Raw genomic sequence first — 22629 nt, 5'->3', positions numbered from 1 at the left:
ACACTGGATCCCTGCAAATCCAGTGTTTTTATGCGCTTTATATTTTGTTCCCTATAATTGATTTTGTTTTATCTCATGTGTGGATTTAAAGGCTTGTAAGGAAATGTATCTTTATAAATGATTTTATATTCTTGATTACCTTTTCTTATGGTTACCTCATAATGGAAATCAACCCCGCCTCCACGGATTCCATCTGTCCTTGGAAGTGTAACTATATTACCACTATCATTTTCATCTATCATGTTTCTCCAACCATCCACTCTCCGTGGCTCTGCTCCAGGAATTGGCATTTGTCTTATATTCGCAATATCTGGAGTTATAAATCTTGCTCGTAATTCGTAAGGTTCACCTGAATTTTTATAATCCATTATATTTGCTAATAATGTCCCAAGATGTCTACCGTTCCATTCGAATGTATTGAAGTAAGTTACAATCTCAGGCTCTATAAAATCATCTCCGATGTTTGTCTTCACAACCTCATGTATATTAACAGGTAAATAGTGACTTCTTTCTTCTTCTGACCACTCATAATCGCCGAACAGTGCGTTCTTTTCCCAATCAGATAGTTCATCCTTATTATTTGTATTGACTTCTTGTATACCTTCTTCTACATCTTCTTCTACGTCTTCTTCTACAACTTCCTCTGTATCCTCTTCTTCTATATCTTCCTCTACAACTTCTTCAACGATACCCTCGTCAACCTCGATCATTTTTGAAATTACAACACTTGACTCCGCTCTTGTAATACTGTTTGATGGTTTAAATGAACCGTCAGGATACCCTGTTAGTAGTCCCAACTCATTTGCTTTTGATACATACCCTTTAAACGTGCTTCCAATTTCTTCTCCATCGGTAAATTGTACGTTGTTTATTTTAATTCCACGATCCAAAACTTTAACAGCTATTTTAGCGGCTTCTTCTCTTGTGATTGCTCGATCATAATTATCGATCTCATTTTCCGTTATAACTCCATTTTCTTTTGCATAATCTACATAGGCTGAATACCAAGCTTCTCCACTGCCCTCTCCCAAGTTAGCATCCTTCATCTTCAAAGATACAACTAAAAATTCTGCTACGGTAATTGTATTATCCGGTTTGAATGTTCCATCCGAATAACCACTTATAATATCTCTTTCAACCATTTCATCAACAAATTCTTGTGCCCAGTGTCCTCCAATATCACTGAAATTCGCGTAAACTGTGATATTAAAAGTTAGCACCAAGCCTAAAACAAATAAACCAATAATAGTTTTCTTCTTCACATTCTTCTCCTCCGTTTTGACTAAATTCTCATTTTGAAATAGACACGTTCTTTTCTATTTTAATACATGTAACGGCTAATTGGAATAGTTGTTATTAATTACTAAATGCCTTTCAGAAATCGCCCCTGCGGTAACAGGGGCGATCCCGAGGAAAAAGACAGACGCGAGGTCACTCCCCCATCACAACTCTTCCAGGGTAATCTGTTGATGTCCGCCCAGACGATCTAAAGCAGTGGGGTCTCGATCCATAAAGTAAGCCGTGTGCAAGTCCTGGCTGGTATTCATAATCTGTTTGCTGCCGTCTTCTGCCAGCCGCAGGCGGCAACTATAGACCACTGGAAAGGCATCCCGCATGGCAGCTTCGCCGTGGGCCGTCAGCACCAGCAGTTGAAAACCCAATTGCTGGGCTACAAAGAAAACTGGGGCCAGCACGTGGTCACTGGAAGCCTGACCAAAGGGATTGTCCAGAATAACGGCACGTCGGCCCAAGGCACCAGAATGGCCTTGGCTTTTTTCTGCCAAATAGTTGAGGATCCCAAGGAAAAGCGTCATGTTTTTGCTCCATTTTTCACCGCCGGACCATTGGTTGCTGGTTTCCCAACTGGCTGGGTATCCTCCACGGCAGGAATTAGGAGACGAGTCACCAATTGATCTGTGGTGCGACAGTTTTCAAAAAAAGCTTCCACGCCGCCTTCATCGCTGTTGACTTTCACGATGGATTCCCATTCTTTTTTGCGAATGCCAAAGTGTTCCTCCAGGTAGCCGTTGTACTCGTGCAGGGTATTGAAGCTTCGGGCTGTCATTCGGCTTTGCTGCCGTTCCAGGTAATAATCGTGCATTTCCTGGCGGGCCGCTGGCCGTTCTTGGTTGTTTCGGGTCTTTCGTACAAAGGGAAGATGCTCAATGCTATGAGGGTCACCACCTTCGTATTCCTCCACGAATTTTTCAGATTTCACACCACTGTCGTCGGCATACAGGCTGACGGCGGTTAAGGCGTAGCGCCGGGGCCGATCCTGAAGAATCCATTCCACCGCCACGTGGGCGGCTGTATTATCCAGCACCAGGGTTTCCCGGATTTTTCGACCAGCAACCGTCACATGGGGCAATACCGTCTGGAGAATGGTTTGCACCGTCACGGTTTTCCCGCCGCCATTTTCCAGCAGCAAGGCACCGTTGTGGCCATCGAAACGGTATAGCACATCGTTGATTCGTTTATGACCGCCTTCAAACTGTATGTTGGTCATTCTCACCTTCGAGATAGCTGGCATCCGCTTCGCCCCCTTCCTGTTGACGGTTTCTTTCTTCGCTGAGCTGGAACATGAATTCCAGCAGGTTTCGATTGTATTCCACGTCCATGTAATAGCGTTGCACAATGGTACGGGCTTTTTCCGTTATTTCCAGTTCCTTATTTCCAATATCCAGCACTAATTTTTGCTCCAACAGAAATCCACGGACGCTGTTGAGAAAACTCATGCGGCTGTTGGTTTTGGCGTCCTGTACTTTCACCTTCTCCTTCAGGTCATCCAGAGCACCCCATTTGCGAAGCACCGCCAGCCAGTTGATCTGTTGATCTTTCTCATGCCACTTAAGCTGATTTTCTTCCATAGACGCCAAACTGTCCAATCGTTGGTTCATGGCGTCCAGCCAGTCTTCCATGGATAAAAAGTCTCTAGTTGGCTCTGTGGTCTGGTAGCTGTCGTAGAACTGTCCAAAAAACACCAGAATGGCCACATACATCAGGTAAAGATCCTCATTGGTGGCCCGCTTCGGCAGGTACAGCTCCTTCATTTTTTCGTTGGAGAGATGATGCACAGATTCTACGGTTTTAGGCACCAGGTACAATCCCTCACCAGAAACCAGCACCAAAGAACTAACTTCTTCAGCAAAATCATCCACCAAGGCTTTTAGATCCTCTTCTGCCAAGTATCGGCGCTGTTCTTCCCGACCGGCTTCCCCCTTCAATGTCAGGTGGCTGAACAATCGAAATGCATCCATGATTACTTTATCCATAAAAAAGCTTCCTCCCCTGTCATTTCTATTCATAACCCATCCTCATTTATTTACATCTGCTAGTATTTCCGTTGCTTGATCTAGTTTCTTTATTTATCTTGCTATTGATACGAAAAACTACTTCATAGCCTTTTTAAAATGAAAGATTTTTGCTTTTGTGTCAAAATAACATTGAGAAAAAAACGTCAAAATGTTAAAATATTCGATATATTCTAGGGCGTTTTCTAAATAAATCATGCGGTCAACACTTAGAAATCTATTCCCAAAATAAAGATAGGAGGCATTCAATGAATACAGATCTCATTGTTAAACATGCACTTACTCAATGGGCCAACAGAGAACAATTGCCAGAAATAAAAGAGATTATTCAGGGTATTTCCGTAGAATCTAGCTCCACCAAAAATCTAGTCTTCTTAAGGGTAGATTCCTTAAAAGAAGAGCGTCACTTAAAAGAAGGGCAGGAATCCGTCAATGCAGGTGATGTTTCAGAAATCAATAAGGCCTATAAAGTTTTTTCACCAGAAACTTTCAATGTGTGGGACTCAAAGTTGCATGAACTAGACTCCTTTGAATCCTTTTCTCAAGAATATCGCATCGATAATTCCACACAGGCTGAAATCTGCTCTAATTGTCATGGCCACGGTACTGAAGAATGTTCTACCTGCAATGGAAAAGGCTCTAACACCTGTAATAACTGCGGTGGATCAGGAGATGTATACTGTAATCTCTGTGGTGGCACGGGAAAATGTAGTAATTGTAATGGCTATGGTTATAACATTCGTAACGAACAAAGAATCGATGAACACAGAGATGCCCAAGGCACCCTGCATAGAGACATCTATTATGTCGATGTTAAAGAAGATTGTCATCATTGTCGTTCTGGAGAATGCGACTGTGGAAACGGTTTTTTGATTTGCCCTGTGTGTAATGGGTCCGGCGAAGTAACTTGCAACCCCTGTAGTGGTAGTGGCTCTATCACTTGTAGCTGCTGCAATGGCTATGGTGGTGTTGCAGCCTATTATTACTTGCAACAACACTATACCGCAAACCAAAAAGTAATCCTGCCTCAATACGAAGAATCTTTGGCACCTTATGGAAATCTATCTGCTATACGATCCAATGGTTTAACGAAGGACCTGTTGATAGAGGAAACCATTATTGAATCACATTTTAGTACGTCTGCTATCATAGATCGATGTCGGACCCACTCCACTGATTTCGAAATTGATTGCACAAGAGTAGAAAAAGAATTAAAAGCCATGATAGATCTCACATACAATCAAGTATTGCGAAGAATCAAAACTTCCTATTACTCAAAGCCAATCGTTGAATTGCAGTATACCTTAGAGAAGCAATCCTATTTATTGATGATAGATCCTGTAACACTTCTTTGTTATTACCAGAAAAGCCCTATTGATGACTATTTAAGTCAAGCCCTTAAGGAGGTAGACCATCTCTTAGAAAGCAAAGAAAAAACCTTAGCCTATCACCGTTTGTTGCGTTTAAAAGAAGTTGAAACATCTAATTCCAACGAAATCATAGCAGAAAAATATGCTTCTATTGAAATGAAGTTAAAAAAAGCCTTTAGCAACATGGGTTTGTTTAGTTATTTGCTAGTGTTTGCATTGCAATACACTAGTATCCCATTAATAGGCCGCTACTCTTTTGGATTTTTTTCTTTTATTATTCCCTCCGTCATTGCATTAGTAGGCTTTGGAGTGCTGATCCGCTTCATCTCATCTATTTTTCATAAAATGACCCAAGGATTCCTTCAAAACAATATTACACATCGGTTTGCCTACGAAATGAGTGCCGCTGCTCTCTTTGGATTGATAAGTTTCCTAGTTGGAGTGATTACCCATCAATTCATAGGTCCTCTTTTTTAAAGACCCTTCCCACATCCTTGAATTCAGATTTTTTTCGTAAGTATCTATCAAGGATGTGGGCTACATAGCTACTGTGCTGTCCACAGATAGTCCTCCTCCCAGATCAATTTCATTTCCTGTATTTGGAAACGATTCCCATAGGTCAGAACTTCGCTGGTTTCTTCCAGCCATAACTGGACCCCTGCCTGACGCAGCAATTCAGCCAAGGGTTTTTCCAATAGGGTTTCCTCTAAGGACTCTTGAGACGAAGGGCTTTCGGCATATAGCTTTAGGGGTGCCTGGTGATGCAACCAGATCCAGAATCCAAAAAAGGAAGGCTTGGCGGTGCATTCCGACTGTCGCTGTTCCATAACTGCCACCGCTTCCGATAAAAGGCGAGGCCGGGTCTTTTTTTCTGAATCAATGCTAACTTCCAGCAACAGTTCCATCCATTGCACAAATGTTTTTTTCAATTCATATTGACGTCTGGAAATCCGTCGGCCACCAGAGGCAGCTAGAAATACCTGGTCTTCTTCCTGGCTCTTTTCGCCGGTAATCCGTTGTGGTGCAAAGACCGTCAAAGGTGACCAGACCTGGCTCTTTTCCAGATGCAAAAATGGCTTTACCAATTGACGAGCTGCTTCCAGAGGGAGGGGAACCGACAAGAGGCGGGCGGTGATTTCCTGATCAAAATTAAAGGAATCCACCCCACTAAAAAGAAGCATCTGATAAAAGGCGTCCACCGCCGTGTTTTTCAGTTTGGTGCAATCTTGCAGCAGGAGCCGGTGGCTGTGGTGGACGGAAGCCAGTTCTTGCTCGATACGACCGATTCTCTCATAGGCCTGGGGATGCTTTCGAGCAGAGATATCCTGATCCAGCCGGCGTCGTGTTTCCATCACAAAGACCTGCAGTTCTTCAAATTCTTCGTTTTCCCGAGTTAGCCGCTGAAAGGTATCTTCCACCAAGGATCGATAGCGGCGATAGGTGTCATCGGAAACGATGTTCCGATTCACTTCGTGGCGGATCCGCACCATGCTATCCGACAATTTTTCCACGGCCATACGCATTTCGTCAATCTGACGTAGAGCACTGGCAAACTCACCTTTTTCCAGCTGTTTTCTAATTACCAACTGATTGATGGAAATCTGAAACTCTGCGTAATATTCTCGGGTGGCAAAAACCAGAGCAAGACCATCTTCATCCAAGGTGTAGTATTGGGTGTTGGCATCCGTATCCGAAGCACCGGCCTTTAGAATACTAAGGCTGACAGTTTCCTGCTGCCCAGTATGATAATTGAAGAAAGAAACCTGCAATCCTCTGCCTCCAGGAGGACGAAAGGTTTCCACCAGCTCCCGGGCTATTTTTTCATACTGTGGGTCTTCCAAGTCCAGCAGCGGTTCTGGAAACTGGCGCTGCACGTCTTTCAGAAATCTGGCCAGTTCCGCCACGCCTGTATGCCGTTGCCTTAATAATCGGCATTCAAAAAAGAACAACAAAGTCAGCAGACCTAGACCGTAAAAATCGATCTCTGCTCCTTGGTTGTCCTTGCGTGTTTTCTTTTTCAGATTCATCAAAGGCTCAAAAAGAGCCAATCGAGCCATGCGTTCGCCATAGCCCTCTGTAATAGTCCGAAGAGATGCCTCCATGGTGTCCTTCCTTTCAAACACGTGTTGACTCCATTTTACCCCTTCTTTATCAAAGTTTCCAGCCCTTCTTCCAAGGCTTCTTGAGGGCAGTAAAAACCAGACTCCAGTTGCCAGCGAAACCTCTCTCCTTCTTCGGATGAAAAATGCGTAAGAAATGCTTTCAGGGCTTTTTCTTGCTGACGCTGGTTTGTTTTTCCCTGACTCCAGGAACACTGAGCCAGAGACTGATAAAAAGGAATGGCTGGAGTCAACTGCCAATTGGGCTGATGGACATATCGTTTGTGTAGATCATGCCAAATGGCGATACCTTCCCAATCCAAATCTCCAAAATATTGAATCTTATGATGAATATCGTCTGATGACTCAACGCCTAACTGGCGAGGCAATTGAGAAAGGCCAGCTACAATCTTTCTCCCAGCGCCATAAATCAATGTGGTCATTCCGCTGCTGGCTAAATAGGGCAAGAGTCTGTAATAAATGCTTTTATTTTCTACCACTAGATGAAGCATCCTTCCGGCATGGTTTTTAGTGCTTTCCAAGACTATGCCAAAATTCACCGCCATCATTAAAGGATCTGGCTGTATCTGCTTTTCTACTTGTTTCCAAAGCCCTATGCCTTCCAAAATTTTCCGACCTTCACCTTCCAACCATTTTTCATTGCCTGTTAGCTTCCAAGAAAGCTCTGGCAATGAATGACCCGTAAAGACCTCTCCATATTGGTGCAAATATTCATTTATTTTATGTAATATAGGTAAATCCCGTTTCCACACCTTTTCATGCTGACGATAATAACGGCTCAGATTCATGGCAGGATGAAAGTCCTTGGCTTGAGTTTTAATCTGTTGCTGAATCTCTGCTTGCATCCTATAAAGCTGAATTCTGTATTTATAGGGAAGGGATGGCCTTTTTCCATTTTCTCCTGAGGTTTTGATGGCCACTAAGATCTCTTCTTGCATCAGCAAACGTATCATGCTGGAAAAATCTGTATACGACAAACTAACAGGACACCATTGTTCCAACTGAATTAATGCAATGGTTTTGTATGGGTGCTTTTGTAGCTGCTTGATATAGTGCTCTTTTAACTTCATAACGACTCTCCTTCCGATTCAAATTCTATGTTTCTGCAGGAGTTCTCTATGTTGTTCATCCTATTCTACCACACCCTATCCATTACTCACTAAACTTTCAGATCTTTCGCATAATTCCTCTTGAACTGGGTATAATGCTTAAAGAATATTCGGCTTTTTAGCAGAAAGGGTGGCTGCTGTGAATGCTCAGTGGTTTCAAGATCATAAAGCAAAGTTTTTAGAACAATTGTTTCAACGCTCTTTATTTGCAACGGCTATTCTGGATAAGCAGGAAATCGTCTTGGACATAAACCTCCAGTTCTCACAACTTTTTGGCTATAAAAGAGAAGAAGCCATTGGTTTTTTCATTAATGATTTGATTGTTCCAGAAACCTATGAGCTGGAAGCCACTACTTATAAACGTATTATTTTCGGAAAAAATACCATGCGAAGTAAAACAAAGCGACAAAACAAAGATGGGATTCTTTTGGACGTAGAAGCGGTGGGAAGCCCTGTTATTCTTGATGGAAAAGTACAAGGTCTCTTTGCCATGTATCGGGATATTCGTGTGGAAGAAGAAACGCTTCGAGAAATGAACCGATTACTTCATATAGATCCCCTGACCAATCTTTATAACCGAAAATATATTTATGAACGTATTCATGAACAAATTCAGCAAGATCAGCACCCTTTTGTGCTGTTTTATTTGGATTTAGACGAGTTTAAAGAAATCAATGACACCTATGGCCACGAAGCTGGCGATGAGGTTTTAAAGGAAGCCGCTAGAAGATTAAACACCACTATTGGCGAAAATGGTGAAGTCGCTCGTATTGGGGGCGATGAGTTTCTTTTATTAGTAGAAGAAGGAAACCACTGTATTAGTCAAGCCCTCGAAACTAGCCTTCGACACGCCTTGAATAAACCCTATCTACTCGGCACTAAGACGTTGAACATCTTAGCCAGTATGGGAACTGCCTCTTTCCCTGAAGATGGCAAAGATGCAGATAAACTGATTTCTGTTGCCGACAAAAAAATGTACGAAGAAAAAAAGCAGCGAAGAATTCGCCGCAATCCCTTTCGTCAAGAACCATAATTATTTTGGTCTTCGACTTTTTTTTCTACTTGGATTTTCTTTTTTTCCTCGAGGTTTTCCACTGCTTTTTCCTTCATATCCAGGGGAAAACTTTCCTGTTTTTTTCTCTGGTCTTCCAGGCTTTTCTGGCTTACTGGAATACTTTGACTTTTCCGGCTTACTGGAACGCTTTGGTTTTTCTTCCTTACTGGAGTATCTTGGCTTTTCTGGCTTGCTGGAATGCTTTGGCTTTTCTGGCTTGCTGGAATGCTTTGGCTTTTCTGGTTTTCGGTCTTGATGATTTTCCATGCCAATCTGTCTTCTATCCAGTTTCATCCCAATCCCTTTTTCAATCAAATGAAGAGAGTCTCTGTCTCTAGGGGTCACAAACGTCACAGCCATACCCACTTCTCCAGCCCTACCGGTACGCCCGATTCGATGAATATAGCTTTCAACATCTTGCACCATGTCATAGTTATAGATATGGGTGATTCCATCAATATCCAATCCTCTAGCTGCCACATCTGTAGCCACTAAAAGTTGTAATTCTAGCTTTCGAAAAGATTTCATGACCTTTTCCCTTTTTCCTTGGGTCAGATCTCCATGAAGCTCGTCTGACAGATAGCCCCACTCCTGTAAAGCCATATTGAGGGCATGGGCTCTTCGTTTGGTTCGACAAAAAACAATGGCCATAAAGGGTCTCTGTTCCCCTAAGACTTGACAGAGGGCTTCCTGTTTTTTCCGATCTGTTGTTTCTACCACCAATTGAGCGATGGCATCCAGTGTTACTGTTTCACTCTTTATGCTGATATTTCGTGGGTCTCTGGTGACTTTTCCAGCCAACTTTCTGACACCAGCTGGAATAGTAGCAGAAAATAGCATGGTTTGCCGCTCTTTCGAAGTGTGGCTTAAAATCGCCTCTACATCCGGCAAAAAACCCATATGAAGCATCTGATCTGCCTCGTCTAACACGAGCATTCTTAGGCTCTTAAGGACTAGTGTTCCTCTACGCATATGATCCAGTAATCTTCCTGGCGTCCCAATAACCAAATGAATATTTCCCTTCAGTTTGTGCAACTGTTTTTCAACATCTTGACCGCCATAGGCTGCTAAAATCCGAACTTCAGTTCCTTCTGTCAATTTTTTCGCTTCTTGCGTAATTTGAATCGCCAGTTCTCTTGTTGGTGTGACGACCAAAGCCTGTACCTGGGCTTTTTCCGTATTGATCCCTTCCATTATTGGAAGTAAAAAAGCCAAGGTTTTTCCTGTTCCTGTTTGTGCTTGTGCGATCACATCTTTTCCTTCTAGCAAAGAAGGGATGGCTTTTTCCTGTACAGGAGTCGGAACCGTAATTTGTTCCTTCTCCAATTTTTCTATCCACTGTCTATTAATACCCAAGGATTTAAAGCTTGATGCCATTATACAATCTCCTGTTCTCTTTGTTTTTCAATTTCGTGAAAATGCGTCGCTCCATTATATCATAAAGGAGAAGGAATGAGTTTATATTCGATTGACTCCTGTTTTTTTTGCTGCTTCTGCAACGGCCTTTGCAACTTCTTTTACTACACGGGTGTCAAAGGCATCTGGAATCACGTATTCTGGTTTTCGCTCATGATCTGTAACGATATTGGCAATGGCTTGTGCTGAAGCGATTTTCATTTCTTCGTTAATATCAGAAGCTCTAACGTCTAAAGCACCTCTGAAAATTCCTGGAAAAGCCAATACATTGTTGATCTGATTCGGGAAGTCGGAACGGCCGGTACCAATGATTACTGCTCCGCCGGCTTTTGCCTCTTCCGGCATGATTTCTGGAATTGGATTTGCCATGGCAAAGACAATGGCATTTTTATTCATGTCTGCGATCATTTCTCTCGTAACCATGTCTGGTCCAGAAACACCAATGTATACATCCGTTCCTTTAAAGGCTTCCTTCAGGCCACCCTGGCGCTTTTCTCGGTTGGTGATGGCTGCCATTTCGGCCACATATGGGTTTTTATGTTGTTGGCCTTCACAAATAATGCCATCTCGATTAAGCAGAAAGATATCTTTGACGCAAATATGATGAAGCAATTTGGCAATGGCTACACCTGCAGCACCAGCACCTGTGATGACAAAACGACAGTCTTTAAATTCTTTTTTTACTAGCTTCAGTGCGTTAATGGTACCTGCCAGGGTGACTACTGCTGTCCCATGCTGATCGTCATGAAAAACTGGAATATCCAAGGTTTTTTTAAGCTTTTCTTCAATCTCAAAGCATCGAGGGGCCGCAATATCTTCCAGATTAATACCACCGTAAACCGGTGCCATATACTCAACAGTTTTAACAATTTCATCTGAATCCTTGGTATCAAGGCATACTGGAAAGGCATCCACATTCCCAAATTCCTTGAACAAGATGGCTTTTCCTTCCATTACCGGAAGACTGGCTTCTGGACCAATATCTCCTAATCCTAATACGGCGCTTCCATCCGTAACGATGGCTACCATATTTCCTTTTGCTGTATATTGGTATACACGACATTTTTCTTCATGAATTTTGCGACAAGGTTCAGCAACCCCAGGAGTATAGGCTAAGCTCAAATCTTCTCTATTTTCTACTTTTACCTTGGAGGTCACTTGGATTTTTCCCTTGTTTTCTTCGTGCAGCTTCAAACTCTTTTCCTTTGTATTCATTTCAATCTCATCTCCTCTCAGTTGTTTGATTTTGGGATGCTATACTTGTATTGGTTATGGTATAAAACGATCTTTATATATCGCTAATTATGCCTTGCGACGCCAATCCTCCAACAGTGGCCTGTGGCTATTATACCATCTTTATCTGCTTAACACCTTAGCTCATGTACTAAATCTCTACTTTTTCCTATTGTTTTTTTAAACTATGGTTACCATTCTGGTGGATTGGCCTTTGAATATCCCAAGGCTTCACATCTTGAAAACAGAAAGTTTTCATCAGCCTTCTTCTTTCATATATGCAAAAGACCATCCTACTGCATCAGGATGGTCTCAAACCAATCTTCTTTTCTAACAAAGCATTTTTAAAATGAAAACTCTTCTACATTGCTTGTATTGATTCTCCAAGCAGAACTAACATTACTCACCATCCAGCTACTTTCTTCTTCTGAATAACCAAGGGTGATGGTGTAATTCTCGGTTTTTTCCGAAAGAGAATATTCTTCTCCAGATACATGCCAGCTACTCTCCATGTCAACTTGAAGATTTACGGTTACAGTGTACTGGCCCTGCTGCTCTCGGAAAGAAAAACTGTTAAGGTCGTAACGCATATGCAGCAGATTCCCGTCAAAATCATATCCTTTTTCTTGATAATTTACGTATATGTCTCTGGTTTCCGCCAGTATCTCTTCTGTTGCATTTTTTATACCTGAAGTATCTTGTTCTTTTAAAGCCTCTATTCTAGTCAGCATATATTCATTCACTACTTCCATCAAATCCATGGTTAGCTTATCTGTTAAGGGTTCTAAAGGAAGATCCACCCGCGATTGGTTCTCCACAACTATTTCCTCACTAACCAAGACTTCCCAAGGCAATTCGACGGTTGCCTGCAGCTCCAAACTACCATCTGTTGAAACCGGACCAAAGCTACTGGTCTCAGAAATTAGCAAACCAGTATCTTGGCCATTTGCTACCAACGTAGCACGATTCATATTGCTCACTGGGTTAATATAATTTCCATGAAGAGACAAATCAATATATACCTTTTGATAATATGGATCAAAAACAGCTTCTTCTTTCTCTGTTTCCAACTCTACATAATCGCCTTCTAACACAGCTCTGTATTGATAATATCCTGGTAAAAAAGGACCATATTCCTTTTCAAAATTCTCCTGATTAGCCGTATCTACATGTTCATCATTGATATATAATGCTGCATTTTCCTGATTGGTAGATAGCACCATATAAAATGTCATTGGTTCCACTTGATAACGATTGAAAAACAACATTTGTTTTCCTGTTTTCTCCAGCCTTAATAAGGAATAATCCCTTGCATAGGACGGATTTTCTTCTTCCTCACCTTCTTGTATTTGTAATGCTTCAGCTTGCATCATCAAATCATCTATTAGGTTGCCAAAAACAGATGGATGATCCTTTAGGTATTGAACAAATGCCCCTAAACTATTTTCATCTACTGTTACCCTAGGATCGCTGGAGTAAACGAAGCTTTGAAGAGCTTCCATATCTTCTTCTATCAAAGCTTGTTGAAATTTATCTACAAAACGTTCCGGCGATGTTAGGGAACCTCCAATCCGAATACCCGCAAAGCCAATCACCAATAAGAAAGCAAGAATCCCTGCTATCCATTTATGTTTTTTCGAAAGTGTAAAAGATATTTTCCGCGTGTTCAACGGCTTTTTTTCAATTTTTTCTTCTTTTTTTTCCTTAATAACTTCACCGCAAGCATCGCAAGCATTCTTGTTTGGATCCACTTGTTCTCCACATTTGGTGCAAAACTTCAATAGTATCCTCTCCTTTGGCTTTATAGGTATTTATTCCCAACAAACGATAGGCCTACGGCCATTAAAAATGCAGTTAGAAACAACGGTACTGGGGAAAACCCAACAAAAAAACTTACGTTCCCCATATGTGCAGATGAAAACACTTGACCCGATCCACTCACATTAAGATTTGTTAAATGGGCTAATATAGACATAAAGCCTGCATAAACCGCACTGAATAGAAGGATGGGTTTCAATCCTTCTTCTGCTGAGTCTGAGGTCATTTTTTTCCCAGCTTTAACCAATAAAATCAAAGGAATAAGGAGAATGGCAAATCTCAAAATCCCTACTTCTCCCATCATCGGAACAAAGCCACCCATGGCTTCGCTTTCACCAAAAAGAGAAATCTTATATGATTCATAACTCATTACTGAAGAACTCATGGATAAGGATCCTAAATTTGCCATATTAAAGAAATATGCCCCTATTTGAGGTAGTAACACCATCAAAAGAACAGGCTCATCCAGTATGGATCCTCCCTCTTCTATCAGCAACAACACAAACACAAAGACAATCGATAAAGCCAAGCCTAAAAGAACCGTTTCCATTCCAAGGAAAAGTGATTTCCCCAACCTTGACTCTTGGATTTGAGAAGCCTCTTTAGATGCCTTTTTTTCTGCCAACTCCATGCCTATATAAGAAAAGAGGCTTCCAAGGAAAAGTCCACTGAATATGCTTCCTAAAAAAGAATACCCAAAAGAAACTTTCAGCCCTTCAGCTGGCATGTTGAGGGAGTTTTTTGCAAAAAACGATATCAGGATCAAAAATGCTGCATAAAGAACTCCTGTGGTAATGGACAAGACCAATTTTTCTGTACTACTGATATCTCCTTGTTTTTTCCTGTTGACATATCCACCACTAATAAGACCAATAAGTGGCACTAATAATAAAATATATAGCCCTGCTTTCATAGACAGTGTTCCAGAGATAGCCGGACCAGCAAACCACTCAACGCTCATTGCAAGTTTTGATGCCACAAGGTTTGCGTACATTAAAATGCCTGCTGCACTAATAGGATTCATTTCCTGTATGATAAAAGCCAAGTCCCTATCATAGCGTAGGCTTTCGTAGAGGACCTGGTTGATTCCTTCTGTTAAAACACTTCCAATAATAAAAGATAAGACCAAAACAATGCCTGCCGCTAGTGCCGCTCCTGGAATCACAGCTCTAATGGCGCTTCCGTTAATGCCTTTGGCCACATTGGTGATATCCGGTTTTTTTATGGTTGATATCTTCGTAACGCCTTTTGTGATGGTTTCACGATTATCCTGCTCTGCATGGGCTTTCCTCAGAGACTTCCCACAACTGCTGCAATATATATGGCTTGATTGGTTCTTTTCGCCACATCCATTACAGAATCCAGCCAGCCCTTCACTAAATCGAATTTTCCCAGATTCTCCTCCCAATGCGACACCATCATGGCTGCAATATAATGCGGTTCCTTCATTTTTATGTCCACATACTTTACAATACAAAGTTTCACCTCCTGTCTTCAACTTTATAAAATAGCTCCGCAGCAATTGCAATACTTACCTGCCGCAGAAACTTCCATTTCGCAAGTCGCGCAAGTTGTTACCGCCACTTCCTCTGCCTTCTCCACTTGATTCACTCGTGTACCACATTCTCCGCAAAACTTATCTGTCTCTGTAATCTGAGCTCCGCATTGACATGTTTTATCTTCTTCTTGTTTTTCCGTTAGCTGGCTAATTGTTTTTTGCAATTGATACATCTTTTGATCTTTTTGGCAGATTTTTTCTGTGACTTCTAACATATCCGGATCTTTAATTTTTTCTTCTCGTATCCTCAGATGTGCTAATTCTCCCAATTCTAATAAAAGCATCGCTTTTTCCTCAGAGCTTTCTTTCAGGGACTTCTTTAACCGAGCCAATTCCTGCAGAGTCGAGATTTTTGCTTTGCTTTGCTCTACCCCACCTTGAAATTTTGAGAGTCCTTCTTCCATTTTTGACTGAAAATTCGACATCAAATCATCCTTTCCTTCCGCTCCTAGGGTTTTTAAAAATAAGTTTCTTAATCCAACATCATTAGAATGCTGTAAATCTCTCCACTGTAAATATCCGCATTAAAATGAACGACATATCTATCTCCTATTTCATAAATAAGGTAATGTTCATAAAAATCCATATCATCTACTTCCTCTATGGTTGGGGTCCCTAATATCTCTTTTACGCTACTCACATGATCGCCTCGAGATACGCCCATCCATTCATCCACCATAACCATTCCTACATTATTTCTATCATCTACCACTACCGTAAAGCCATCAAAACTGTAGTAATCTCCTCGCCACCAGCCTGTATCCACAGGATTGCCGTAGCTTTCTAAAATTTCCTTGAGGCTTTTTCCCAAAAGCTGCATCAAATTCCCATCCGCTTCGGAGGTTTCCAAGGAATCATAGGGGATTTTTTCAGCTTCTCCATGATAAGGTTTCACTTCCATGGCTACTGCTTGCCATCCCGTATCTTTCCACAGAAAATATAGATGTACATCTGCCACTTCATCTGCCAGGGCAGGACCAGCTACCAGTGGTGCAACATATTCTAAGCCATATCTGCCTTCATGATCTGAAAAGTAAGGATTTAGCCTAAAGGACCTTGCAAAGCCATTCATGATAGGATCAATGACAACCCCTTGAAAATAAGCTCCTACGTCTTCATAATGCTGAGAGTTGTTTAGCTTAAAGGAATAGCTTTCTCCAACTTCTGGCGAGGAAATAACGGCCCTATAATTATCTTTAAAACGATGGTTCAGAGTTGGCGCTGGTCGTTTCAGTTCTTTCATTTCAGCACCTTCAAAGCTAATGAGGTTATAAAAAATACCTCCTCCACTCCCACCACTATGTGCCGCCATTAAGATCTCCGCTGCCGAGTTGCCCGTAAAATCATGTACCGTCAACGCCCATGGATACCCACCTATTGCGCCTTGATATCTATCCATGACCTTTCCAGTATCTGATTCTGTAATAAGCAGTAGTAGTTCTGATGCATGGGAATTTTGTGGGGCATCGCTCAGCAAAAATGCAGATTCTTGTCTATCATCCCCAGTATAATCGGCGGTTTTCATATCGATAAGGTAGTAATTTGGCCATCCTTCCATGATCTGTATCACACTTAAAAAACCATGGTTTTTTTCATCTATTCGCTGGCCTATTTTCGCAATATCCGCTGCCTCTTCCAATCGACTTTCACCTAAGTAGTAATGCATGAGCAAACCCAGGGTTTCCGGGTTTTCCAGATTTTCTGGTGTAATCCTATTAATAAGTTCCTGTGCCTTTTGGCTTTCTCCTAACTTTGCGTAAGCAACAGCCGTATGAATCATTATTTCTTCTGAATCTTCTTCTTCCAATATGTGCAAATATAATGGTAATGCTTTTTCGTAGTCTTCTAATTGTTCATAAAGAGATGCCACTTCCTTGCTCAGGTCTATTGGATTATCAGAGAACTCCTTTCCTTTTTCTAGGGTTTCTGCGGCTTCTTGAAGGTTTCCAAGTCCCTTCAGAGCCCTTGCCATTCCAGAATATACCGTCTCTTCTTCAGGATACTCCTCTATTAAGGCCTCGTACTGCTCTACTGCTTTTTGGTATTGTCCTGTATCCAGTAAGTTCTGGGCTTCTTCCATGGCTTTTTCCAGAGAGTTGCTGCAACCAGCCAACAATATCACACACCCTATCATCAAAACCACTTTTTTACTTAGTCTCTTTATCATTTTTACCTCCTCTTCCCACGTTTTCTCGTTATTAAGGATTCTTATCGCCTATTCATCAAGGGCTTGTGTACCATCAAAAAATTATTCTATATGAATCCTTTGATCTTGTAAACAGCCATTCTTGGAACCCTGCGGATCTTTGTAGTCAGTTTCTTCATAAACCCATTACAACAAAATCCTTTTATGCTATACTTAGTAATAAAGACCTATTTTTTTCTTTGGGGAGTTGGAAATAGATGAAACTCTTTAATTCCGTTTACCAACCTGGCGATAACCTTACAGCGATGATTCATAAACAGGATATCCTTGATGACAATTTAGTGGTTCTTGTCTTTAGTGATTGTGATCCAAAAGCGTACCGCAATAACACAGAAGAACAAGAACAAGTGCTCCAAGTTATTCGCCAGCTCAAGCAACTTCTTCCAAAGTCTGTGATTGCTGGTGTAACTACTGCTGGTGCTTTTAATCATGGAAAAATCGAGGATAAAAACATCCTTCTTTCTTTTCTCCAATTTGATGCTACGGTTCCTATGGGAGGCGTTTATCCTTTAGAAAAATTTACCCCCTCAGAAACTGCCCACCAAATCCACAAAGATCTTATTACTCCAGACACAGGCCTATTGCTTTTGTTTACAGATGGATTCCATACAGATGCCCATCATCTTTTAGATGAGTTATCTGCTTTGGCACCAGACTTGCCTGTGGCCGGAGGAAAAGCTGGCGATGGACTTCGATTTATGCATACTTCTATTTTTTATGGAGCCAAAGCCTTTCAAAAAGGGACGGTTGCCATCGCTCTCAATGGTGAGGCTCTTCGAGTCCACCAGTTTTATCGTCTAAACTGGAAAAAAATCGGCAAAGCTATGACCATCACCGACGCAAAGGAAAACGTTGTCAACACCATTGATGGCGAACCTGCTCTTCAGGTATACCAACGTTATTTAGGCCATGATATTACCAATAAGCTAACCGAACAAGGCGGAACCGAATTCCCACTGTTTTTCCAACGAAAGGGCATGAAAATTACTAGAGGTGTCATTGGTCAAGATACGAATGGCGGCATTCATTATGCAGGGGATATCCATACTGGTGAACAAGTTCATTTCAGCTATGGCCATATTCCTTTGATTTTTGAAAGTTTGGAAGAAGATTGCCGCCAAGCCGCTTCTTTTGAACCACAGGGGGTTCTGGTTTTTTCCTGTGCTGCACGAAAATCTTTGCTTCAAGACCAGGCCGCTGCCGAACTACTTCCTCTGGCGCAACAAGCACCTTTGACAGGTCTTTTTACTTACGGCGAATTCTATCATCTAAACCAACGGCATCACTTGTTGAATATGACCATGACCGTCACCCTTCTTTCCGAGGAAAAAATATCACAAAAAAAAGAGAGTCCCATGGACATCTTTTATGTCAACTCTCCGGTTGATCATCATTACATCCGCATTGTGAAAGCACTTACTCATTTAACGGAAACCGTCACTACTGAACTAGAGGAAAGTAAATTAAAGCTAGAAGAACAGAATTATCTTTTGTCACAATTACTTAAGATTGATGGATTAACTAAATTATATAACCATAAGCATTTTCATCAGTCCCTAGAATGGGAGACGAAGGCCGCTCTACGCTACCACCGTGATCTTTGTGTTGGAATGATCGATCTTGATAACTTCAAAGATATCAACGATACCTATGGCCACGGAATCGGGGACCAAGTCTTAATACAGCTTGCGGAATTACTTAAAAGTAATTGCCGAGATACGGACATTGTGGGCCGCTATGGTGGCGACGAATTTGCCGTAGTGCTTCCTGAAACTAAGCTAGAGGAAGGAGCTTTTGTATTTGAACGCATTAGAAAAAAGGTAGCCTCTACCCGCTTCGGAACCCATCAACTGCATATGGCCTTAAGCTGTGGCATTGCTCAATTAGATCCATCCCACCCCAACGATCTCCTTTCTAAGGCAGACCAACGCCTCTATATAGCAAAGAAGAGAGGTGGGAATTTGGTAATATCAACGGATTAAAGTAGTTATTTTTTCATTTGATTGCGACAAGCAGGGCATACCACTTTTATCACTTTTTTTCCTTTGTTTCGTGGCACCCGAAGCTGTTTATTGCATTGGGTACACACGTAGTGACGATGACTACTTCCTTCCTTCATACTCCTTGTCAAAAACCCTAGCTTCCTTCTTAGGGGAGCGCTTTTCTGAAGAAACTCGTTATTTTCTCTGCGGCGTTTTCCAAGATCTCTCGATAAGATTCTATAAAATCCAAATCCCAGTAAAAGGTAACCTACCGTGGCCATCAGACCTATTCCAACAAGCCTACCAATCCACATTGAAATAATGGATAAAATCAATAAACAAGCAGAAAGCTGATCTGCACCATGCCTCCCAATCATAAAACGCTGTATCCAGTTCATCCAAACCCCTTCTCTCTGTCTGTGTTATACGCTGCTCGTCATAAAATATCGCATTCCAAGCAAAATTCATATCCATCTCTTTTGCCTCGATACTTCTATTATGATATACGAACCAAGATTACGCAAGCGTATTTCTGAGATGAAGTCCCTAGACAAGTTTTGCTTCTATTTTTTCTTAAAAGGGTCCATAATTAATGTGAATTGCCAGCATAATGAATAATACTTGAAAAATAAATGCGATCCCTAGAAAAGGCAGAACAAATTTATAATATTTGCTCAAGGGGACTTTACTTAAGGAGCATGCAATTAGAATGAAACTGGTAGGCCAGATTAAATTGGAAAACCCATCTCCAAATTGAAAAATCAATACGGATATTTGTCTGTTCATGCCTATTAAGTCGGCCAATGGTGCCATAATAGGCATGGACGTTGCTGCCTGTCCACTGCCAGAAGGAATTAAGAAGTTTAATAAACTCTGTACAATCAACATGCCAATGCCACTTAAATACAGCCCAAAATTTGTTAATAGGGTTGATGCCGCGTAAATAATCGTATCTAGAATATTCCCTTTACTTATTACAACCAAAATCCCACGAGCTACACCCACCACTAAGGCAGAAAGCACTCCTTTTGAAAGGCCTTCTACAAATATTTCTGCAATTTTATTAGGACTCCATCTATTAACAAATCCGGAAATAATGGAAATAGCAACAAAGATAGATGCTACTTCATTGATATACCATCCTTGTGTACTAAGGCCATAGGCCATAATTCCCACACCACAGAGCAAGATGACCAGCGTCCACTTCCTTGCCCCTGTAAATTCTGTGGATAGTCTGGTCTCATCAATTTCTAATTCACCAAAATCCATTCCGGCTACAATGCTTTTGGTCGGATCTTTCTTCACACGCTTTGCATACCAAAGCACGTATACCACTGTTAAAGTACTCATCACCACTAAAACTACCAGCCTAAACATAATACCTGAAAAAAGTGGCAACTCAGCAATACCTTGGGCCACTCCAATGGTAAACGGATTTACCGTCGAGGACGCAAAACCCATTCCCACTGGTAGAAAAGACATACCAAGGCCAACTAAGGGATCATATCCTAAAGCAATGGCTAAGGTGCAAAATATTGGAATAAACGCTATAATTTGCTCATAAGAAATTGTACCTGTGGATCCCCAAGCCGCTAATATATAAATAATAAGAGCAATGGTAATATTAGCTACTTTTGGGTTTTGCCTTGTTTTTCTTACCATTAAAGCTATACTGGCATCCACTGCACCCGTTTCCTGCACCAAGTACAAAGATGCAAAGGCCATAAATACCAAAAAAGTAATAGGAGCCGCTTGAATTAAGCCTTCTTGAACGCTTAGCAGCATAGAGAACGGACCTACTGGTGTTTGTTCCACATATTCAAAAGAAGCTGGATCAATAATCGTTTGACCTGTTGCTTCATCTACCATTCTTTCATAATTACCCGCTGGAATGACGTACGTCAATACTGTCGCCATTATAATAACGCTGATCAGGATAACAAATAAGTGGGGAAAAGCTCTTTCTTTTTTCTTTTGTCTTTTAAATAACATGATACCCTCTCCTTTATGGTCTTCTAGGATCTCCCAAGGATTAAGTTTCCCATGAATCTATGATGTTTTGGATGAAAATTTGTGTGCCCATCACCAATGCTTGTTCATCAAAATCAAATTTTGGATGATGCATCACGTAGTCCATTCCTTTTTCTTTGTTTCCTGCACCAATCCAATAAAAGGCTCCTGGAATTTTTTCTAGATAGTAGGCAAAATCTTCGGCTCCCATGTTTGGTTTTTCTAATACATAAACATTTTCATCTCCGACTACTTTCCCTGCAGCCGTTTTTACTTGCATGGCATGGGTCTTATGATTCACCAATGGTGGTAAGCCTCTTTCTATTTCTACTCGACATCCGCCCCCCAGACCTTCAGCAATCCATTTCGCTTTGGTTTCCAACTGCTCAAGTGTTTTTTCACGAATGGCTTGGGATTGAGTTCTGATGGTTCCTGTCATCACCGATTTGTCTGCAATGACATTGGTAGCGACACCAGCATGAATGGTCCCTACACTAATAACCAGCGGTTCTAAGGGATCCTGATGACGGCTCATCAGCAACTGAATTTCTTGGTACATCCTAAAGGCCATTGATATCGCATCAATGGATTCATGGGGCAGTCCAGCATGTCCCCCTTTCCCCATCATTTCTATAGAAAAGTTGTCCGTTGAAGCCATCATGTTTGTCAGGTTAATTCCCACGGTTCCAACTGGTTTCAAGGAGTGTAGATGCGCCCCATATATAACATCAACTCCTTCCAACACGCCTTCTTCAATCATTAGTTTTGCACCACCTGGCGATGGCCCTTCTTCTGCTGGCTGAAACACAAATACTAAATCGCCTTTCAGCCATTCCTTGTGTTGGGCCATTACTTTGGCAACTCCAAGTAGCATAGCCATGTGACCGTCATGGGCACAAGCATGCATCTTCCCAGTTATTTTAGACTGATAGACTGTCTCTGTTTCCTCTTGAATGGGCAGTGCATCCATATCTGCTCTTAATGCAATAGTCTTTCCTCCACCACTGGCTTTGAGCCTTCCAACAACACCTGTTTTCCCAATATTTTCCCTCACCTCCAATCCCCACATTTCTAAATGTCGCCCTATAAAGTTAGCTGTTTTTTCAACATCAAAACCTACTTCTGGATGCTGGTGAAAATGCCTTCTCCAACTAATAATCGTATCTGCTTCTTGTAACACTTCTTTGAATAAAGTTTCCCTCTCCATATGTGCCCTCCTATTAGTTTTTTCGAAAAAACTTATTTTTTCGAATCATCTCTCTATAATGCAATTCACATGCCAAAAATCCATATTTAAAAAAGGCTTATTCCCCTCTCTTTTACTGCAATTATCCTCTTTTTTATGATAAACTGGACTTAATAGGCTAAATCTGGTCCCAAAAGTCCCATTCTGCCTATTGTTCTTTTTCAACCTGGTCATCTATCTTTAAAGAATAGGAGTT

18 protein-coding genes are annotated in these 22629 nt (G+C 41.5%); 3 read left to right on the top strand and 15 right to left on the bottom strand.

Annotated features, from left to right (window positions below; genetic code table 11):
- Positions 1-68: 68 nt before the first annotated feature.
- The 4 genes from ACZ47N_RS09310 to ACZ47N_RS09295 all read right to left on the bottom strand — a co-directional run bounded on the left by ACZ47N_RS09310 (position 69) and on the right by ACZ47N_RS09295 (position 3272).
- Positions 69-1262: an S-layer homology domain-containing protein gene (locus ACZ47N_RS09310; protein ID WP_464886279.1), complete on the bottom strand. Its 1194-nt coding sequence runs from the start codon at positions 1260-1262 to the stop codon at positions 69-71.
- A 180-nt stretch (positions 1263-1442) separates the two neighbouring features.
- A complete protein-coding gene (locus ACZ47N_RS09305; protein WP_464886278.1) occupies positions 1443-1814 on the bottom strand; it encodes a hypothetical protein in 372 nt (123 codons plus the stop codon).
- Entirely contained in the window at positions 1811-2530 is a 720-nt protein-coding gene (locus ACZ47N_RS09300) for a hypothetical protein (RefSeq protein ID WP_464886277.1), read from the bottom strand. The genes ACZ47N_RS09305 and ACZ47N_RS09300 overlap by 4 nt, the downstream gene beginning before the upstream one ends.
- Positions 2487-3272: a DUF6063 family protein gene (locus ACZ47N_RS09295; protein WP_464886276.1), complete on the bottom strand. Its 786-nt coding sequence runs from the start codon at positions 3270-3272 to the stop codon at positions 2487-2489. Before ACZ47N_RS09295 ends, ACZ47N_RS09300 begins: the two co-directional genes overlap by 44 nt.
- Positions 3273-3559: 287 nt before the next feature.
- Here ACZ47N_RS09295 and ACZ47N_RS09290 point away from each other — a divergent pair, with 287 nt between their 5' ends.
- Positions 3560-5158, top strand: coding sequence for a hypothetical protein (locus ACZ47N_RS09290; RefSeq protein WP_464886275.1), 1599 nt, complete (start codon positions 3560-3562; stop codon positions 5156-5158).
- Between the two features lie 68 nt (positions 5159-5226).
- On the opposite strand, the gene ACZ47N_RS09285 is transcribed toward ACZ47N_RS09290, so the two are convergent.
- Positions 5227-6804 carry a hypothetical protein gene (locus ACZ47N_RS09285; protein ID WP_464886274.1) on the bottom strand — a complete coding sequence of 526 codons (1578 nt, stop codon included), beginning with the start codon at positions 6802-6804 and terminating at the stop codon, positions 5227-5229.
- A gap of 14 nt (positions 6805-6818) precedes the next feature.
- A complete protein-coding gene (locus ACZ47N_RS09280) occupies positions 6819-7871 on the bottom strand; it encodes a DUF2399 domain-containing protein (protein WP_464886273.1) in 1053 nt (350 codons plus the stop codon).
- A gap of 178 nt (positions 7872-8049) precedes the next feature.
- Here ACZ47N_RS09280 and ACZ47N_RS09275 point away from each other — a divergent pair, with 178 nt between their 5' ends.
- A complete protein-coding gene (locus tag ACZ47N_RS09275; RefSeq protein ID WP_464886272.1) occupies positions 8050-8943 on the top strand; it encodes a sensor domain-containing diguanylate cyclase in 894 nt (297 codons plus the stop codon).
- On the opposite strand, the gene ACZ47N_RS09270 is transcribed toward ACZ47N_RS09275, so the two are convergent.
- From ACZ47N_RS09270 to ACZ47N_RS09245, 6 genes are all read right to left on the bottom strand, one after another.
- The gene (locus ACZ47N_RS09270; protein ID WP_464886271.1) at positions 8944-10341 is read right to left on the bottom strand and encodes a DEAD/DEAH box helicase; all 1398 of its coding nucleotides are present in this window, start codon (positions 10339-10341) and stop codon (positions 8944-8946) included.
- An 81-nt stretch (positions 10342-10422) separates the two neighbouring features.
- A complete protein-coding gene (locus tag ACZ47N_RS09265) occupies positions 10423-11595 on the bottom strand; it encodes an NAD(P)-dependent malic enzyme (RefSeq protein WP_464886270.1) in 1173 nt (390 codons plus the stop codon).
- Between the two features lie 362 nt (positions 11596-11957).
- The gene (locus ACZ47N_RS09260) at positions 11958-13394 is read right to left on the bottom strand and encodes a zinc ribbon domain-containing protein (protein WP_464886269.1); all 1437 of its coding nucleotides are present in this window, start codon (positions 13392-13394) and stop codon (positions 11958-11960) included.
- Positions 13395-13414: 20 nt separating this feature from the next.
- Positions 13415-14908 carry a hypothetical protein gene (locus ACZ47N_RS09255; protein ID WP_464886268.1) on the bottom strand — a complete coding sequence of 498 codons (1494 nt, stop codon included), beginning with the start codon at positions 14906-14908 and terminating at the stop codon, positions 13415-13417.
- Positions 14909-14931: 23 nt separating this feature from the next.
- Positions 14932-15414 carry a zinc ribbon domain-containing protein gene (locus ACZ47N_RS09250; protein WP_464886267.1) on the bottom strand — a complete coding sequence of 161 codons (483 nt, stop codon included), beginning with the start codon at positions 15412-15414 and terminating at the stop codon, positions 14932-14934.
- Between the two features lie 47 nt (positions 15415-15461).
- Positions 15462-17156, bottom strand: coding sequence for a tetratricopeptide repeat protein (locus ACZ47N_RS09245; RefSeq protein ID WP_464886266.1), 1695 nt, complete (start codon positions 17154-17156; stop codon positions 15462-15464).
- A 236-nt stretch (positions 17157-17392) separates the two neighbouring features.
- Between ACZ47N_RS09245 and ACZ47N_RS09240 the strand changes: the two genes are divergently transcribed.
- Positions 17393-19177, top strand: a complete 1785-nt coding sequence (locus ACZ47N_RS09240; protein WP_464886265.1) for a sensor domain-containing diguanylate cyclase — start codon at positions 17393-17395, stop codon at positions 19175-19177.
- Between the two features lie 5 nt (positions 19178-19182).
- Here ACZ47N_RS09240 and ACZ47N_RS09235 read toward each other — a convergent pair whose 3' ends face one another.
- The 3 genes from ACZ47N_RS09235 to ACZ47N_RS09225 form a co-directional block, all read right to left on the bottom strand.
- Positions 19183-19575: a hypothetical protein gene (locus ACZ47N_RS09235; protein ID WP_464886264.1), complete on the bottom strand. Its 393-nt coding sequence runs from the start codon at positions 19573-19575 to the stop codon at positions 19183-19185.
- Between the two features lie 175 nt (positions 19576-19750).
- A complete protein-coding gene (locus ACZ47N_RS09230) occupies positions 19751-21169 on the bottom strand; it encodes a YfcC family protein (RefSeq protein WP_464886263.1) in 1419 nt (472 codons plus the stop codon).
- 40 nt (positions 21170-21209) lie between these two features.
- Positions 21210-22394: a M20 metallopeptidase family protein gene (locus ACZ47N_RS09225; RefSeq protein ID WP_464886262.1), complete on the bottom strand. Its 1185-nt coding sequence runs from the start codon at positions 22392-22394 to the stop codon at positions 21210-21212.
- Positions 22395-22629 lie beyond the last annotated feature (235 nt).

The sequence above is a fragment of the Tindallia texcoconensis genome, assembly GCF_055383815.1.
Note: the sequence above shows the minus strand (reverse complement) of the source record. Positions and strands in the feature narration are given on the sequence as shown.